At 67.2% G+C, this 17065-nt stretch carries 10 protein-coding genes and 1 pseudogene; 6 read left to right on the top strand and 5 right to left on the bottom strand.

Annotated features, from left to right (window positions below; all coding sequences use genetic code 11):
• Positions 1-118 precede the first annotated feature (118 nt).
• Positions 119-1834 (top strand): MFS transporter, encoded by a 1716-nt coding sequence (locus tag CBP34_RS18800; RefSeq protein WP_094098916.1) that lies wholly within the window; start codon positions 119-121, stop codon positions 1832-1834.
• Between the two features lie 141 nt (positions 1835-1975).
• Here CBP34_RS18800 and mltA read toward each other — a convergent pair whose 3' ends face one another.
• Positions 1976-3133: a murein transglycosylase A gene (gene mltA, locus CBP34_RS18795; protein ID WP_236748468.1), complete on the bottom strand. Its 1158-nt coding sequence runs from the start codon at positions 3131-3133 to the stop codon at positions 1976-1978.
• Between mltA and CBP34_RS19705 the strand changes: the two genes are divergently transcribed.
• Both CBP34_RS19705 and CBP34_RS18790 read left to right on the top strand, forming a co-directional pair.
• A complete protein-coding gene (locus CBP34_RS19705; RefSeq protein ID WP_167372740.1) occupies positions 3132-3269 on the top strand; it encodes a hypothetical protein in 138 nt (45 codons plus the stop codon). The two genes, mltA and CBP34_RS19705, sit on opposite strands and share 2 nt — an antisense overlap.
• Before the next feature lie 138 nt (positions 3270-3407).
• Positions 3408-4055 (top strand): YiaD family glycine zipper/OmpA-like lipoprotein, encoded by a 648-nt coding sequence (locus tag CBP34_RS18790; RefSeq protein WP_086913771.1) that lies wholly within the window; start codon positions 3408-3410, stop codon positions 4053-4055.
• Between the two features lie 34 nt (positions 4056-4089).
• On the opposite strand, the gene CBP34_RS18785 is transcribed toward CBP34_RS18790, so the two are convergent.
• From CBP34_RS18785 to CBP34_RS18770, 4 genes are read right to left on the bottom strand one after another with little or no spacing between them, the layout of a single operon-like run.
• Positions 4090-4719 carry a response regulator transcription factor gene (locus CBP34_RS18785; protein WP_094098915.1) on the bottom strand — a complete coding sequence of 210 codons (630 nt, stop codon included), beginning with the start codon at positions 4717-4719 and terminating at the stop codon, positions 4090-4092.
• On the bottom strand, positions 4719-6764 hold the full coding sequence (locus CBP34_RS18780) for a two-component system sensor histidine kinase NtrB (RefSeq protein WP_094098914.1): 2046 nt from the start codon (positions 6762-6764) through the stop codon (positions 4719-4721). Before CBP34_RS18780 ends, CBP34_RS18785 begins: the two co-directional genes overlap by 1 nt.
• Positions 6761-7576 (bottom strand): carbon-nitrogen hydrolase family protein, encoded by an 816-nt coding sequence (locus CBP34_RS18775; protein WP_094098913.1) that lies wholly within the window; start codon positions 7574-7576, stop codon positions 6761-6763. Before CBP34_RS18775 ends, CBP34_RS18780 begins: the two co-directional genes overlap by 4 nt.
• Positions 7573-11715, bottom strand: coding sequence for a YhdP family protein (locus CBP34_RS18770; RefSeq protein WP_094098912.1), 4143 nt, complete (start codon positions 11713-11715; stop codon positions 7573-7575). The genes CBP34_RS18775 and CBP34_RS18770 overlap by 4 nt, the downstream gene beginning before the upstream one ends.
• Before the next feature lie 102 nt (positions 11716-11817).
• Between CBP34_RS18770 and glnE the strand changes: the two genes are divergently transcribed.
• The 3 genes and pseudogenes from glnE (at position 11818) to CBP34_RS18755 (ending at position 16981) form a co-directional block, all read left to right on the top strand.
• Positions 11818-14586: a bifunctional [glutamate--ammonia ligase]-adenylyl-L-tyrosine phosphorylase/[glutamate--ammonia-ligase] adenylyltransferase gene (glnE, locus tag CBP34_RS18765; RefSeq protein WP_094098911.1), complete on the top strand. Its 2769-nt coding sequence runs from the start codon at positions 11818-11820 to the stop codon at positions 14584-14586.
• Positions 14587-14833: 247 nt separating this feature from the next.
• Positions 14834-16035: pseudogene (locus CBP34_RS18760) on the top strand (HD-GYP domain-containing protein).
• A 415-nt stretch (positions 16036-16450) separates the two neighbouring features.
• A complete protein-coding gene (locus CBP34_RS18755; RefSeq protein ID WP_208616406.1) occupies positions 16451-16981 on the top strand; it encodes a glutathione peroxidase in 531 nt (176 codons plus the stop codon).
• The last annotated feature ends 84 nt before the right edge of the window (positions 16982-17065 follow it).

Here is a 17065-nt window from a genome sequence, read left to right as displayed (position 1 = left end):
CTGGCAAACCGCTGGTGACTGATTTGACTCATGTTTTTATGGGCCATGCCCATGGGCGGCTACGGGTCGCGAAGGCAGGCGCTGCGCTGGCGGGCCGGACAACGCACAATGGCGGGGCATGCCCCCACAGCCTCCCCACGACAGCGCCCACAGCGCTTTTCCAGCCGCACCGCCTGCGTCCCCACTGTCGCCGGCCGATACGGCGACGGCCGCCCTCGGTGCAGAAGAGGCAGCCGCCGCCACGCTGAGCGAAAGTACCGCCCAGCGGGCTTCCCTTTCCCCCCTGGCGCCGCTGTCGGTGCCGGTTTTCCGAATGCTCTGGCTGACCTGGGTGGCGGCCAACACCTGCATGTGGATGAACGACGTGGCGGCCGCCTGGCTCATGACCACGCTCACCACCTCGCCCATCCTGGTGGCGCTGGTGCAGTCGGCCTCCACGCTACCCGTCTTTTTGCTGGGCTTGCCCAGCGGCGCGCTGGCCGACATCCTGGACCGGCGGCGTTACTTCATCGTCACGCAGTTCTGGGTGGCCGCCGTGGCGCTGGTGCTGTGCGCGGCCATTTTGGTGGGCGGCATGACGGCGCCGCTGCTGCTGGCCTTGACTTTTGCCAACGGCATCGGCCTGGCGATGCGCTGGCCGGTGTTCTCGGCCATCGTGCCCGAGCTGGTGAGTCGCCCGCAACTGCCGGCGGCCCTGGCGCTCAATGGCGTGGCCATGAACGCCTCGCGCATCATTGGCCCGCTGTTGGCGGGCGCCATCATCGCCAGCGCTGGCAGCGCCTGGGTGTTTGTGCTCAATGCCGTGTTGTCGGTGGCCTCGGGCCTGGTGATCATGCGCTGGAAACGCACCCATGTGCCCAGCCCGCTGGGGCGTGAAAAACTGCCCAGCGCGATGCGTGTGGGCCTGCAGTTTGTGCGCCAGTCGCCGCGCATGCGGGCCGTGCTCTGGCGCATCGCCCTGTTTTTCCTGAACGCCACGGCGCTGATGGCGCTGTTACCGCTGGTGGCCAAGGGGCTTGACGGCGGGGGCGCGGGAACGTTCACGCTGCTGCTGGCCTCCATGGGGGCGGGCGCCATCGTGGCCGCCATGTTTTTGCCGCGCCTGCGCCAGGCCATGGCGCGCGATGTGCTGGTGATGCGCGGCACGCTGCTGCAGGCGGCCGCCATGGCGGCGATGGCCATTGCGCCCAATGTTTACGTGGCCGTGCCCGCCATGGTGCTGGCTGGTATGGCGTGGATCACCACGGCCAATTCGCTCAGCGTGTCGGCCCAGCTGGCGCTGCCCAACTGGGTGCGCGCACGGGGCATGTCGATCTTCCAGATGGCCATCATGGGCGCCACCGCGCTGGGCGCCGCCTTGTGGGGGCAGGTGGCCACGGTGAGCTCGGTGCACCTGAGCCTGGCGCTGGCCGCGCTGACGGGCGTGATCGCCATGGCCCTGGTGCAGCGCCTGGTGACCGACCGCCACATGGAAGAAGACCTCAGCCCCTCGCAAGCCTTCAAGGCCCCGGTGGCGGCCACGCCGCCGCAGGCCGGGCGCGTGGTGGTCACCATCGAATACACCGTTGACCCGGCGCGCGGCGCAGAATTTCGCGCCCTCATGCAGGAAAGCCGCCGCAGCCGCTTGCGCCAGGGGGCGCTGTCGTGCGACTTGCTGCACGACCTGGCCGATCCGGCGCGCTATGTGGAGCAGATCGTGGACGAGTCCTGGACCGAGCACCTGCGCCGCTTTGACCGGGTCACGGCGTCCGATGTGGCGCTGCGCGAGCGCAAACTGGCGTTCCACCGGGGCGAATCGCCGCCTGAGGTGCGGCGCTACCTGATGGAGCGCTGACATCGCCATGGTGCCCGGCGTCTTGGAATTTTGCTCCTAAAAAATAGCTGATTGCGTTTACCCCATAAGCGCAAACGCCTGTTTTTCATCCAAATCAGCGGAGCGCGATGCCAGGGACGACATCGTTTCAACGCGGCCCGCTCAGCGCGGCCACAGGGCCCACAGGCGCAGGCCCTGCTTGAGCCGTCCGGCCAGTTCGCCTGCCTCTGCGCCCCATCCGGCGAAATAGTCGGCCCGCACCGCACCCACGATGGCGCTGCCGGTGTCCTGCGCCATCACCAGGCGCTGCATGGACACCTGCGGGCCCCTGGACGCCAGCCACACCGGCGTGCCATAGGGAATGCTCTGGCGATCCACCGCAATCGAGCGGCCGGGCGTGAGGGGCACGCCCTGCGCGCCGCGCGGGCCGAACTGGGCGTCCAGCGGGCTCAAGGGCTCTTCGCGGAAGAACACGTAGCGCGGGTTGCTCCACAGCAGTTCGTTGGTGCGCTGCGGGTTTTGTGCCAGCCAGGCGCGGATGCCGGGCCAGGTGGCATCGCGCGTTGCGCCCTGGTCGAGCAGCCAGCGGCCCACGCTCTGGTAAGGCTGATCGTTGGTGCCTGCATAGGCCACCCGCGCGGTGGTGATGCGGCCGTCGGCCTCGGTGATTTGCAGCCGGCCCGAGCCCTGGATGTGCAGCACCATGGATTCGACCGGATCGCGCAGCCAGGCAATCGCCCGCCCCTGCAACGCGGCCTGGGCCTCGGGCAGGGTGTCGATCTGCTGGCGCGTGAACCAGGGCTTGCGCGCACCGTGCCCTGCGGGCAGGCCGTACACCGGCACGGTGTAGCCGTTGCCGGGCTGGCGTGCGGCGTCGATCATGGGCTCGTAATAGCTGGTCAGCAGGCCTTCGGCATTGCCGTCGACGGCTTCGACGCGGTAGGGCTGCAGGCGCCGCACCATCCAGGCGCGCTGCTCGTCGGCGCTGGCAATGCTGAGCTGGCGCACTTCGCTGCACAGGGGGGCAAAGGCGGGCGCGGGGCGCTCGCACCCCTTGATCCAGGCGTTCCAGGCCTCGTGCAGGGCGTCGTCGGCAAAGCCGGGCAGTTCGGCCCAGCGCACCGGCACCCAGCGGCTCTTGGGCTGCACCATGGCCGGCGGCAGTGGCCCGGTATCGCCTGGCATGGCCGTGTCACCCGGGGTCGACGGCACAGGGATGGCCCCTGGCCGCGCGGGGCTTGGCGCCGGCGCGGTGGAGCAGGCAGCCAGCGTTCCTACAATCAGCGCCGTCATCACAAGGCGCAGGAGTGTCAATTTCATGGGGCTGATTTTGCTTGAAGCGTTGCTGGCGCTGGTGGTGCTCGCGCTGATTGTCTGGTGGACGATGTTTTCGGGGCGCAAACGCGGCGAACTGACGCCACCGCCCGACAAAGACTCCGAGCCGCCCGCGCCATGAGCGCAGGGCCGAATTCGCAAGCTTTCGTCCTACACGGCGCCTTCCTGCTGGCCGATACCCTTGTTCCGGCGTAGAGTGAACACTGCCGACTCATCATCGGATTTTCATTCCGTCCCATCATTTACAAGGAGCCTAGCCATGCGCAAATACTTTATTCCCGGCGTCGTCGCCGTTGTCGTCCTGGCCACCGGTTGCGCCGAGATGACCGATACCCAGCGCCGCACCGCCACGGGCGCCGGCGTGGGCGCACTGGCCGGTGCCGTGCTCAGCTCGGCCACGGGTGGCCGCGCGGGCACCGGCGCCGTCGTGGGTGCCGGTGTGGGCGCCCTGGGCACCTACATCTGGTCGCAGAACATGGAGCGCCAAAAGCGCGAAATGGAGCAGGCCACGCAGGGCACGGGCATTGCCGTGACGCAGACGCAGGACAACCAGCTTAAGCTGGATATCCCGAGCGACATTTCCTTTGCCGTGGGCCGCTCGGACATCCAGTCCAACTTCGCACCGGTGCTGGACCGTTTCGCCGAGGGCTTGCGCAACAACCCGAACACCGACGTGCGCATCATCGGCCACACCGACAACACCGGCAGCGATGCCGTGAACAACCCGCTGTCGCTGGACCGTGCGGCCAGCACGCGCAATTACCTCACGGGCCGGGGCGTGGACGGGCGGCGCATTTCCATCGAAGGCATGGGCGAACGCCAGCCCATTGCCACCAACGACACTGCCCAAGGCCGCAGCCGCAATCGCCGGGTCGAGATTTATGTAGGCGAGCGCCCCCGGGGCTAAAGCGCAGGCACTTGCGCAGCGGCCCGAAGCGGTTTCACGGGCCGGTGCGCAGCAGGTTGGCCAGCTCCACCGCTGACTTGACCTGCATCTTGTCGAACACCCGCGAGCGGTGCACCTCGACGGTGCGCACGCTGATGTCCAGCTGATCGGCAATCAGCTTGTTGGGCAGGCCGGCCACCACGAGGTCCATCACATCGCGCTCACGCTCGGTGAGATCCTGCAGGCGCAGCTGCAGGCTGCTGCGCTGGCGCAGTTGCTCCAGGTGCGCGGCCGACTGCGCCAGCGCCTGCTCGATGCGATCGACCAGTGCGTTGTCGGAAAACGGCTTTTCATAGAAGTCGAAGGCCCCGCGCTTGACGGCATCGACGGCGGTGGGCACATCGGCATGGCCGGTCAGAAAGATCACCGGCATGGCTGCCAGGTCGCCGCGCGCCAGCAGCAGGTCGAACAGGGCCAGCCCACTCAGGCCCGGCATGCGCACGTCCAGCAGCAGGCAGCATGGCTGGTTCGGCGCGGGGCGGGCTTGCCGCATTGCGTCAAAAGCCTCGGCGCTGTCGAACGATTCGCTGAGCAGGCGGCGTGAGCGCAGCAACCAGGCGAGCGCTTCGCGCACGCCCGCGTCATCGTCCACGATGTACACAAGGGCGTCGGATATGGGTTCCATCAGGGTGCGGGAGGTTGGCTGACAACAGGCAAGGTGAAGGTGAATACCGTACCACGCGGCGCATGGGGTTCGTAGGCCAGGAAGCCGCCATGCTGCTCGACCACCGTGCGGCACATGCTCAAGCCCAGTCCCATGCCTTCGGCGCGCGTGGTGAAGAACGGCGTGAAAAGTTGCTGCGCCACCTCGGGCGCGATACCGACGCCGCCATCGGTCACCGAAAACTCCAGCCAACCGCTGTAGGCATTGGACGCGCCGCGCCGCACCCGGATGGCCAGGATGCGGGGGTGGATGGCCGGATCGTCCATGGCCTGCATGGCATTGCGCGCCAGGTTCAGCAGCACCTGCTCGACCATGGTGCGGTCGCAGAGGGTGCGCGGCAGATCGGGTTCTACCGAGGTCTGTACGCGCACGCCGAGCTTGCGGGCCTGCAGGCTGATGATGGGCAGGATGGCGTCGAGCAGTTCCTGGGGGTTTACGGCCTCGCGGGTCTGGTCGCGGCGACGCACGAAGTCGTGCACGCTTTTTATCACGCGTCCGGCGCGCTCAGCCTGGCGGGCAATGTGTTGCATCGCCATGCGCACGTCCTGCATGTCGCCGGGTTGGACCGCGCCGGGGGCGCTGGAATCGAGCAGGTTCAGCGAACCGGTGGCATAGCTCGAAATGGCCGCCAGCGGCTGGTTGAGCTCGTGGCTCAGCAGCGAGGCCATTTCGCCCACGGTGGCCAGCCGGGCCGTGGCCTGCAGGCGCTCCTGGGAGGCGCGCGAGAGCTCCTCGATGCGGCGCTGTTCGCTGATGTCCAGAAACGCACTCATCCAGCCGGTGTGCAGCCCCTGGGCATTGATCAGTGGCGCCTCGATGATCAGCACCGGAAAGCGCGTGCCGTCCTTGCGCATGAAGACCGATTCGAAGCCCTCGCGCGGCGGCATCCCGCCGGCAAAGCGCGTGGCCTGGCGCTGCCGGTATTCTTCGGCGAGTTCGGGCGGCCAGTAGGGCGCTGAGGTGCTTTGCCCCAGGAGCTCTTGCGGGCTGAACCCCACCATGGCGCAGAACGCGGGGTTGACGTAGGTGATGCGTCCCTGCAGGTCGCGTGCGCGCAGGCCGGTCACCAGGGAGTCTTCCATGGCCTTGCGAAAGGCCAGGGCGTCTGCCAGGTCACGCTCTGCCTGCAGCCTGCGGCGGTTGTCCCGCACCAGCACCACCATCACGGTTACCAGCGCAATCGACATGGCGGTGACCAGCGCGGTCAGCACGTTGGGAAAGAGGTTGGGTGCGCCATGCCAGCTGTCCATGCGCAACACCAGCGTGGTGCCCGGCAGGTCGAGCAGCTGCTGGGCCGTGAACATGCGCGTGCCGCGCCGGGCTGCGCCCAGCACGGCCAGCCGGGTGCCATCGGCCTCGGTGAACGAGGCCTCCTGGCTGCGCGTCAGGTTGTGCCCCACCAGGTCCACCAGCATTTCCTGCAGGGCGTAGGTGGCCACCACGAAGCCCGCGGGGCGCCCGGCGCGGTTCAGGGGCAGGCACAGCTCCATCATCTCCGAGCCCAGGCCGTCGCCATGCGGCTGGAAATAGCTGCTCGAATAGGCGGGGGCACCCAGCCGGCGGGCATTGGTGCAGGCCAGCGCCGCATCGGAATGCGCGCCTTCACGGCTGGCGGCGTCCCACGCCACCGGGCGGTAAGGGGTCTGGGCATAGGCGCGCAAGCGCAGGTTGGCGTCCCGCCACTCGATGCGCACCAGTTCGCGGCGTTGGCGCAGCAATTCGGTCGCATTGACTTCCCAGGCCAGCAGGCCCGGGTCACCTGCCTGAAGTGCCTGCAGGCTCTGCACGTTGCGCGAGAGCGCAGTGCGGATGTCGGAGCCCGCGTCCGCGGTGTCCCGCTCCAGCCGGGATTGCACCTGGCTGGCCTCGTAGCGCCCGGCCAGCCAGACCAGCGTGACCAGCATCGATGCCACCAGGACCACCAGCAGGGTCCAGAGCGACCACCGGCGCCACGCGCTGCGCCAGCGCTGCCAGGGCGTGCGGGTGCGTGGCGGCAGACTGCTCACAGGACGCGGTGCTCCAGTGCGGGCAGCTGCGCGCGTACCTGGCGCACGCGCCCGGCATCGAGCTCTCCCAGCACCACGCCCGGGCCCTGCGCCCGTGCGTTGACGACCAGCCCCCAGGGATCGACCAGCATGCTGTGCCCCCATGTCTGGCGACCGTTTTCGTGCAGTCCGCCCTGCGCAGGGGCCAGCACATAGGCCAGGTTCTCCACTGCGCGCGCGCGCAGCAGCAGTTCCCAGTGGGCCTGCCCGGTGGTGTGGGTGAAGGCGCTGGGCACCAGCAGCAGGTCGGCTCCTGCACTGGCGTGCAGGCGGTACAGCTCGGGAAAGCGCAGGTCGTAGCAAACGCTCAGCCCGATGCGCCAGGTGTGGCCGGTACGCGATGGCAGGTCAAACTGCACCGGCGTGGCCCCGGCCTCGATCACCCGGCCCTCGTCAAAATGCTCGTGTCCGTTGTCAAACCGGAAAAGGTGGATTTTGTCGTAGCGCGCAACGCAGTGGCCCGAGGGCGCATACACCAGCGTGGTGTTGCGCACGCGCGCCGGATCGGCGGTCTGCATGGGCAATGTGCCGCCTACCACCCACATCTGCAGCTCCTGTGCGGCCAGGGCGAGAAACGTCTGCACAATCCCATCGCCCGGGGTTTCCTGCCATGCCAGCTTGTCGGTGTCGCGCAGGCCCATGGTGCAAAAGTACTCGGGCAGCACGGCCAGTTCGGCCCCTGCCGCGGCGGCCTGCTCCAGCAGGCGGCGGGCCATGGCCAGGTTGTCGCTGCGCTGCGTGCCAGAGACCATCTGCAGGGCTGCCACTTTCATGAGGGTTCTCCGGCCGCGGGGGGCGCAGGCGTCTTGCCGGGCAATTGTGCGGCCCCCGAGGGCACGGGGGCACTGCCCGATTCCCGGCTGCGCCGCGAAATGCGCACGATATTCGGATCCGTCCAGGTGCCCCCAATCTGAAATTCCTGGGTGGCGGCCTCGATCAGCGGACCGCGCAGAAAAACCTGGGCCAGAAAGCTGCCCAGTCCGATGACCGGATTGATGGCGGTGGCGACCAGCGAAGCCGTCATGGCATTGATTTCGGGGACGACCACCACATGCAGGTCCTGGGTTTCGTGGTCGATGTTGGCACTGCCCTCCATGAGCACGGCTGCGTTGACCCCCTTCATCTGCAGGTTGTTGGTGATGGCGACACCCTGCTCGATGCGCACGTCGCCCCGCACGAAATCGAACGCGAAACCCTCGCTGAAGACGTCGCGGAAATCGAGCGTCAGGCGGCGTGGCAACGACTGCAGGCTGAGCACACCGAGCAGCTTGGCAAGCCCCGGATCGGCCTTGAGGAACTGGCCAGACTCCACATTCAGGTTGATCTGCCCCGTCATGGAGCGGTAGTCCGGGCTCATGGGCGCACCTATCCAGGCCACCTGCCCTTGCATGCGCCCCTTGCCGCGGCGCACCACCTTTTCCATGCCAAAACGGGCCAGCAGATCGCCGGAATCGCGAATGTCGAGCTGGAAGTTCATGACCGTGCGGCGGCGCGGCGCCCGTTCGCTGCCCGCCACCAACGCCCAGTTGCCGCTGCCGGTGAAGGTGGCTTCCGGCGTCATGATGTTGAACTTGCCCAGCCGCCACTCGCGCTGGGCCACATCCCCGCCCAGGTTTTGCGCTTCGATCTCCACACGCCCGAGCTGGCGGCCGCGCAGCTCAAAGTCGTCCACCACGATGTCCAGCGCGGGCATCGTGCCGGGTTGCTCGTCCAGCAGTGCTTCGAGCTGCGTGGCGGTACTTTGGGGCAGCTTCAGGCGCGCCAGCCGGGCAAACACGCGGCCCGCCGGGTTGTCACGGGTGCCGGCCTGCCGGTATTCGAGATAGCCGTTGAGCTCATCGGCGTCCAGGTTGGCACGCCAGGTGGAGCCGTCCCGCGAGCCGCCAACGACCAGGTTGTGCAATGCGCGCCCCTGCACAGTGAGCGTCTGCGCGCGCACGGCGGCGGTAGTGGGCAGATAGTCTTGCGCCGCGCTGTCTGCCTGGGTGGCGGTGGCAGGGGTGCCGGCGTCGGTGGTGGTTGCCTGTGTCAGCACCTTTTCCCAGGCGTCCACGTCAACGTGTGCCGCGCGGATGTTGGCCGCCACGCCGTCCATCGGCATGGGCGCGGATTCGCCGGCGGCCAGACCGATGCCGATGGCACCACGCACCACGCGCGTCTGGTTGCCCTGATGCTCCCGCTGGTAGCTGACCGATCCCAGCGAGCCCAGGTCCAGGGTCAACTGGTCGCGCAGGGGCGGCGGGGCCGTACCTGCCATGACCGCGGCCAAGGATTCGCGGGCCACCTGGGTCTCATAGCGCACTGGCAGCAGGGAATCTGCGGTCTTGGCCAGCGGTGCGGGCAACGTGAGGCCCATTCCCTGCAAGGTGGTGGTGACCCGTATCTCGGGAATGCCCCGGCGAAAAGCCAGCGCAAGTGTGTAGGGCGCGCTGCCGGTAGCGCTGCGCGCCAGCTGCGCAAGCATGCCCAGCTGCCGCGCCTGCTGAAGCCCCTCGGCAGTGGCCGTGCCTTGCGCCCGCACTTGCACGGCGGACTCGGTTGGGCCAGCGCCGGCCGCCAGCGCACGCATTCCGCCCTCCAGGCGCAAGTCCCCACCCAACGCGCGCGCCTGCACGCCATTCACGGAGAACCCGGTGTCGGTAAATTGCACGATGCCGCGTGCGCGCGACAGCAGGGGCGTTTCGGGTGTGATCTGCACCTCATTGCCCGCCAGCACCACACTGCCCTGCACTTTGGATTTTTCGATATCGCTGATCGGCAGGCTCAGTCGCAGCTGCAAATCGGCATTGCCCGTGCCGCTGGCCTGATCGAGCGCATGGCCTGTCATGCGCGATAGCGGGGAGGTGCGCAGGATGGTCAGCAGTTCGGACAGCGGCCCGCGCGCATCGGCGTTGACCGCGACCACGGAGTGGGACAGATCGGGAATCTGCGCCTCCACCTTGGCCAGACGCACGCCCGGCGTGCCGGCAAAACCACCGGTGGCGCCGCGCACCTGCATGGACGAGCGCTCGAACACCAGTTCGCCCGCCAGTTGCGTCAGCGCCGGCCAGGGCAACGCGCCGCCGGGTTGCAGCCGGGGTGGAACGTAGGCGTAGGTCACATCCTTGACGCGGGCTGCAATGCGGAAATCTCCCTGCCGGGGATCGTTGAAAGGCAGGTCGTGCAGGTCGCCCTTTACCCGGAACTGCACGTTGCTGGCGCTGCCCGACAGGATGGCATCGCGCACATAGTGGCGCGATTCGGCCGGGATGGATTGGGGCAGATAGCGGTGCACGCGGGTGCCGTCGGCGCGCACCAGTGTGCCCGTCAGGTCCATCACGCCGGGAAAGCGTGAAAAACGGGGGGCCTGGCTGGCGTCGCTGGTGTGCCAGCTGGCGCGCAGCTCGCCCTGAGCGTCCGCGTTGGAAAACCGCACATTGCTGGCCTGCACCGCCAGGCGTTGCCCATCCACTTGCCAGCGCAGCTCCGCACTCAGCTGGTCCAGCGGCAACACAGGGTCTTCAAAGACCCCCGGCAGAACCAGCGCACCCGACGCGATGGCCAGGCTGGCCTTGCCGCCGGCATGCGTCATGTCGATGTCCACACTGGCGCCGCGCAGACCGGGAACGCTGTTGCCCGCATCCGGTTCGCCGGCGGCCAGGGCCAGCCCCGTGACCTTGCCGCGCACCTGGTATTGCTGCAAGGCATCCAGCGGGCCGCGCCAGGTGGTGTGTACTTCGTTGACCAGCCCCTGCGGGGTGTAGGTCTGCAGTGCGGTGTGGGCGGCCTTTCCCAGTGGCAGGCGGCTGCCGATCTGGGCCAGCGCGGCAAGATCCAGGCGGTCCGCGCGCAGCTCGCCCTGGGCGGGTGCCTTGCCCGCGGCCCCCGTGTAGTGCAGGCGCAGGTTGCCCCCTGGCCACACCAGGCCATCGTCGGTCACAAACTGCAGGCCCTCGGTATAAAACTCGAAGCCGCCTTCCAGCCGCCGGCCGCCCAGCCGGCCTTCGATGGAGGGCAGCGCCAGGGCTTTGAGCTGGGGCCCCAGCGTGGCGTTGACGTCGGTCAGCAACAGGTCGGCGGTGCCACCCACAATCCGGCCGCGCTGAACGTCGGCCCAGGCGCGAACGGCGCCACGGCCTTGCGCCACCTCAAAGCCCACATCGGCATGGTGGCGCAAGCGGGAGACATCCACGCGCGAGAAATCGGCAAACAGCTGGCCGCTCCAGTGCTGCCAGTTGCCATCGCGTGCACGCAGCAGCGGCGCGCGAAACCGCCCGGTCAGCGTGAACCGCTCACCCCAGGCCGGCGGTGGCGTGGCCGCGATGCGCATGTTGTGCTGCCAGCTGCTGTTGCGCAGCAGCACATCGACCTCTTCCAGCGCCAGCTCGGGTGCGCCGCGCAGCTCGTCGGTCCAGCGCAGCGTGCCACCCTGGATGACGACTTCGCCCTGCGAAAACAGCCAGTCTGCGGCGGCGTTGTCCGCGCCCGCAGTCTCCGAGAAAGTGAGGCCCGCCACCACAATGCGGCCGTCCGCCTGCCTGCGGATGTCAAGGTCGGGGCGTTCGATGTAGAGCTGCTCGAACCCCCGGTTGAGCAGCGAGCGCGGAGACAGTGCCACCACCACGCGCGGCAGTTGCAGCGCGGCTCGCCCTTGGGCATCCAGCAGCGCCACGTCCAGAAGCTCGACGGAGGGGATCAACCCTTCGGAACGCGCCGTGATGGACCCGATGCGCACCGGTACCCCCAGCGCCCGCGCTGCCTGCGCCTCCAGTTGCGGGCGAAACTCGCCGATACGCGGCACAATCCAGCCATGCAAAGCTCCCCACCCGACGGCCAGCAGCAGCCACAGGACCAGCAGGCAACCCAGCGACCATCGCGCGAACCCGGCGACGAATCGCAACAGGCGTGTGGGGCGATTTAATGGATCGATCATTGGTGGGCTTGAATGTGGCAGGAATTATGACCCGCGACCCCGGGGTGGGTTCAGTGAAAACCGGTGTCCTTATGTATGTAGCGGCCCGCCGCGCCCCCTGCCATGTCCACCTCTTCCACTGAATTTTCGGGTTCCGCCCCTGACTCGGCCGGCCTGGCCGGGTACTCGCGTTTTTTTCAGCGCCTGCACCGCCGCTACGCACAGGATCTGGCTTTGTTGCCGGCAGGGGCGCCTGATAAAGCATCCATGGAACAGGCCTTTGCGGCGCTGCAGGAGCGCGGGTGCGACACAGCAACCGCCCTGCGCGTGCTGCGCCAGCTGGTCATGGAGCGGCTGATCCGGCTCGATTGCGAAGCCCAGGCCCCGCTGTCGGACATCACCCGCGCCGTCACCGAACTGGCCGAGTTCGCGCTGGACCGGGCGTGCCTTCACGCCAGCCGCGAACTGGACAGCCGCCATGGGGCTCCGCTCGCACCCGACGGACAGCCGGTGCCGCTGTGGGTGATCGGCATGGGCAAGCTTGGCGCGCGGGAGCTCAACGTGTCCAGCGACATCGACCTCATCTACGTCTATGCGCAGGACGGCGAAACAGCCGGCAACCCGGAGGGGCGCGGCCGCATCTCCAACCACGAGTATTTTGCCCATGCGGTGAAGATCATCTACAGCCTGGTGGGCGATACCACCGAGCACGGTTTCGTTTTCCGGGTGGACCTGGCGCTGCGGCCCCATGGCAATTCCGGTCCCGCCGCCGTGTCGCTGGCCGCGCTGGAGGACTACCTGCAGGTGCAGGGGCGCGAGTGGGAGCGGTTTGCCTGGCTCAAGAGCCGCGTGGTGGCACCGCAAAGCTGCATTGGCGGTGCCGAGGTGCTGGCGCTGCGCAGCGTGGTGCTGCCGTTCGTATTCCGCCGCTATCTGGATTACAGCGTGTTTGATGCGCTGCGCACCCTGCACCGCCAGATCCGCGAACATGCTGCCAAGCGCAGCGCCGGCCATCCGGAGCGCGCCAACGATGTGAAGCTGTCGCGTGGCGGTATCCGCGAAATTGAATTCACCGTGCAGTTGCTGCAGGTGGTGCGCGGCGGGCAGTTTCCCGAACTGCGTCGCCGGCCCACGCTGGATGCCCTGCAGCGCCTTGCGCAGGCCGGGCTCATGCCGCAGGAAACAGCCGATGCGCTGGCGCGGGCGTATGTGTTTCTGCGCCGTGTGGAGCACCGCATCCAGTACCTGGATGACCAGCAAACCCATGTGCTGCCCACGCGCGACGACGATCTGGCCTGGATTGCCCGCACCATGGGCTATGGCGACAGCTGCGGTTTTCTGCATGAGCTCGATGCCCACCGTGAACTGGTGGCGCAGGAGTTCGACACGCTCTTGGGTGGCAATGGCAAGAGGGAATGCAATGGCGGCGGATGTGGCGGGCCGCGTGCGGTCACCGCGCCCCCGCCCGAGCTGGAAGGCTTGCTCGAACAGTTGCCTGCCGGTTTTCGCGAGCGGGTGGCCGAGTGGCGCACCCATCCCCGCGTGATCGCGTTGCGCGACGAGGCCCGCGCGCGGCTGTTCCGGCTGATCCAGCGCACGGCGCAGTGGCTGGGCGAAGGCCGCGTCACCGAAGAAGCGGCCGTGCGCCTCGTCAACTGGCTCGAGCCCCTGCTGCGGCGCGAAAGCTATCTGGCCTTGCTGCTGGAGCGCCCCTCGGTGCATGAGCAGCTGCTGCACCTGCTGGGCGCCGCCCGATGGCCCGCTCGCTACCTGCTGCAACACCCGGGTGTCATCGATGAGCTGGTGGGCAACGCGCTGCTGGCCGAGCGCTTTGTGGTGGCGGATTTCGAGCGCGAACTGGCCCTGCGGCTGGCGTCGCTACGGTCCACCGGAGAGGACGACGACGAAACCCTGCTCAACCTGTTGCGCCGCGCGCAGCACGCGGAAACCTTCCGCACGCTGGCCCGCGATGTGGAGCACCGGATCACGGTAGAGCAGGTTGCCGATGACCTCAGCGCGCTGGCAGACAGCGTGCTGCGCATTTCCGCGCAGTGGTGCTGGAGCCGTCTCAAAAACCGGCACCGCGAAACGCCGCAGTTTGCCATCATTGGCTATGGCAAGCTCGGTGGCAAGGAATTGGGCTATGGCAGCGATCTCGACATCGTTTTCGTGTTCGACGATGACGACGAACGGGCCCCCGAGATCTATGCCGCGTTTGTGCGCAAGCTCATCAACTGGCTCACGGTCAAGACGGGCGAGGGCGATCTGTACGAAATCGACACGGCCCTGCGGCCCAACGGCAATTCCGGCCTGCTGGTCACCAGTTTCGATGCCTACGCGGCCTACCAGCAGCAACGCGGCAGCAACACGGCATGGACCTGGGAGCACCAGGCAATGACGCGGGCGCGCTTTGTACTGGGCAGTGCCGCCTTGCAGGCGCGGTTTGATGCGGTGCGTGAAGCCGTGATCACGTCGCCGCGCGATCCCGTCGCCTTGCGCGCCGAGATCGTGTCCATGCGCGAGCGCGTGCGTTCGGCCCATCGCACGCGCGAGGGGCAGTTTGACGTGAAGCACAGTCCGGGCGGCATGGTGGATGCCGAGTTTGCCGTGCAGTACCTCGTGCTGGCGCATTCGGCCCAACACCCTGAACTGGTGGGCAACGTAGGGAATATCGCATTGCTGCAGCGCGCCGAACAGGTGGGTTTGCTGCCTGCCGGTGTGGGCCAGGCGGCGGCCGACGCCTACCGCGAGCTGCGGCGTGTGCAGCACCGGGCACGGCTCGACGAGGTGCCGACCGAGGTGGCGCCCCCCGCGCTGCAGGCAGAGCAGCGCGCAGTGCTGGCGCTCTGGCAGGCGGTTTTTGGCGATAGCCCGGTGCGTGCCGCGACCTGAAACAAAGTGCCCGTGAGCGGGCAGTGGGGGTTCGCGCGGCGCGCAACTGCGCGCGTCCCGTTTTCAGGCCGGTGCGGGTAAATGCATGGCGCATGGCGTCCATAGGCCATCCAGCGACGTTATCCTGGTTTGAACAGTGGGCGGGCCGGCCCGCTCGGCCAGGTCGTGGTCTGGCAAACAGCAAGCCATTGCACGGGTTTTTTGGCCCTTGCCAGCGCGGTGGTTGTTAGATAATGTAACGAGAGCCATGAATCTTGTTGCCCTGAACATCGAGTCCATCCAGTTGGGTCATCCGCTGCCTTTTGTGCTGCGTGGTGCGGATGGAGCGTTGTTGGCGCAAAAAGGCTATGTCATTCGTACCCGCGCCGAACTGGAGTCGCTGGATGCGCGCGGCCTGAAGCTGTGCGTGGACACGGATGAGTCGGGCGAAAGTCACCGCGCTTACCTCGCGCAGCTGCAAAAAATGCTGCTGTCCGACACCTCCCTGGGTCAGATTGCGGCGATGAAGATCCAGGCAGGCATGCAGTCTGGCCGTGAACGCGGTGGCAAATATGTGCCGGACTGGCCTCAATTGCAGTTGCGCGCCACCCAGTTGCTGCGCGCACCACTGGCGGGCGATTTTGAGGGACGTTTTCAGGCCCTGCACGGTGAACTGAGCCGCAATTGCGAGCAAGCGCCTGATGCCACGCTGCTGGCCCTGATCTATCTGTCGGCGCAGGAAACCCGCATGTACAGCGCCACCCACGCCATGCTGGTGAGCTGCGTCTGCATGGTGGTGGCGCGCGAGATGCTGCGCTGGCCCGACGCGCGGGTGCTCCAACTGGGCAGCGCAGCGCTCACCATGAACATCGCCATGACCGAGCTGCAGGACCAGTTGGCCCAGCAGTCGCAGCCACTCACGGCCCAGCAGATCGTGGCGGTCGAAGACCATGCCAGCCGCTCCGAGCAGTTGCTTCGCCGGCAGGGGGTGGCCGACCCGGTGTGGCTGGAAGCGGTGCTGTGCCATCACCACCGCTTGCCCGGCCCGCTGGCGAAGAAGTCCGAGGCGCAGCAAATGGCGCGCCTGTTGCAGCGCGCCGACATCTTTGGCGCCCGCCTGGCCCCCGCGTGGCGCGCTCACCCATGCCGGTCACGGCTGCCATGCAGGCCAGCTACTACGACGAAGAGCACCAGGTGGACGAGGCGGGTGCCGCGCTGGTGAAAACGCTCGGCGTCTACCCGCCGGGCGCTTTTGTCCGTCTGATCACCCAGGAAGTGGCGGTGGTGCTGCGTCGCGGCGCAACGGCCACCACGCCCCGCGTGGCTGTGGTGATGAACCGTGACGGTATGCCCACCGGCGAGATGATTCCGCGCGATACCTCGCAAGCCGCCTGGAAAATTGCCGGTGTCGTGGCCTACCGGGACGTGCGGGTGCAATTGCCCCTGGACCGCTTGCTGGCCCTGGTGTAGCTCCGCGCTCGCGACACGGCGGGCCCGATCGCCGCTCAGCCCCATCGCCACCCTGAATCTTTCCCGGTGCATCCAGGGCGCCCCGACTGCGCACCAGCAACATCGCCGAGCGCCCGCCATGGATCTGCCGTAGGTTCTGCAGCACCATGGCCCCCACCAGGACCACCGGTCGCCCTGCACAGGCCCGGCCCACGGACGCTAGGGTTCAACCAACCGCGACATCGGGACATTTTTTGCACGCAAACGCATTCAATGGTTGTACGCCGCGCATACCGTGTAGTATAAATAACGACCAGCAGGGGTAAAATGTGATGTAATCGTCAAAACCGTCTGGAGGCCCACCATGAAACCCACCACGCCATCGTTCTCTCGCCTCTCGAAGGCCTTGCGTACTGCTGCGGGCATCGCCGGGTTGATGCTGGCGGGCGCAGCGGCGCATGCGGGCGAGGCGCAGGCCTGCCCGGCCACGCTGCAGCACACCTTCGAGCGGCTGCAGGACGAAAAGCCGCAGTCGCTGTGCCAGTACAGTGGCAAGGTGGTGCTGATCGTCAACACCGCCAGCTACTGCGGTTTCACCGGCCAGTACAAGGGGCTGGAGGAGCTCTATGCCCGCTACAAGGACAAGGGCCTGGTGGTGCTCGGGTTTCCATCCAACGATTTTTCCCAGGAAAGCGGCAGCAACCAGCAGATTGCCGATTTTTGCGAAAACACTTTTGGCGTGAAATTTCCCATGTTCGCCAAGAGCAGCGTCAAGGGCCCCGAAGCTTCGCCGCTGTACCGCCAGCTCGCGCAGTTGTCGGGCAGCGCGCCGCGCTGGAACTTTCACAAATACCTGCTGGGGCGCAACGGCCAGCTAGTGGACAGTTATTCCAGCCTCACGGCACCCGATAGCAAGGGCCTGGTCCGCGCCATCGAACAGCAGCTCGCGGCTCCCCAACCCCGGTGACTTCCATGACCTCGTTACGCTTTGCCGTTTTTTTTCACAACAGGGGCTGGAACTTTGGCGGTATAACCCCACTCTGTAGATTGC

This window comes from Acidovorax carolinensis, assembly GCF_002157145.1.
Classification (GTDB): domain Bacteria; phylum Pseudomonadota; class Gammaproteobacteria; order Burkholderiales; family Burkholderiaceae_C; genus Acidovorax; species Acidovorax carolinensis.
This window is presented reverse-complemented; position numbering and strand designations above follow the sequence as displayed.

What these genes read in the sequence shown, in the direction of transcription:
- CBP34_RS18800 (WP_094098916.1), top strand. Translation starts at nt 119, where the DNA reads ATGCCCCCACAGCCTCCCCACGACAGCGCCCACAGCGCTTTTCCAGCC.
- CBP34_RS19705 (WP_167372740.1), top strand. Translation starts at nt 3,132, where the DNA reads ATGGGGCTGATTTTGCTTGAAGCGTTGCTGGCGCTGGTGGTGCTCGCG.
- mltA (WP_236748468.1), bottom strand. Translation starts at nt 3,133, where the DNA reads ATGAAATTGACACTCCTGCGCCTTGTGATGACGGCGCTGATTGTAGGA.
- CBP34_RS18790 (WP_086913771.1), top strand. Translation starts at nt 3,408, where the DNA reads ATGCGCAAATACTTTATTCCCGGCGTCGTCGCCGTTGTCGTCCTGGCC.
- CBP34_RS18785 (WP_094098915.1), bottom strand. Translation starts at nt 4,719, where the DNA reads ATGGAACCCATATCCGACGCCCTTGTGTACATCGTGGACGATGACGCG.
- CBP34_RS18775 (WP_094098913.1), bottom strand. Translation starts at nt 7,576, where the DNA reads ATGAAAGTGGCAGCCCTGCAGATGGTCTCTGGCACGCAGCGCAGCGAC.
- CBP34_RS18770 (WP_094098912.1), bottom strand. Translation starts at nt 11,715, where the DNA reads ATGATCGATCCATTAAATCGCCCCACACGCCTGTTGCGATTCGTCGCC.
- glnE (WP_094098911.1), top strand. Translation starts at nt 11,818, where the DNA reads ATGTCCACCTCTTCCACTGAATTTTCGGGTTCCGCCCCTGACTCGGCC.
- CBP34_RS18755 (WP_208616406.1), top strand. Translation starts at nt 16,451, where the DNA reads ATGCTGGCGGGCGCAGCGGCGCATGCGGGCGAGGCGCAGGCCTGCCCG.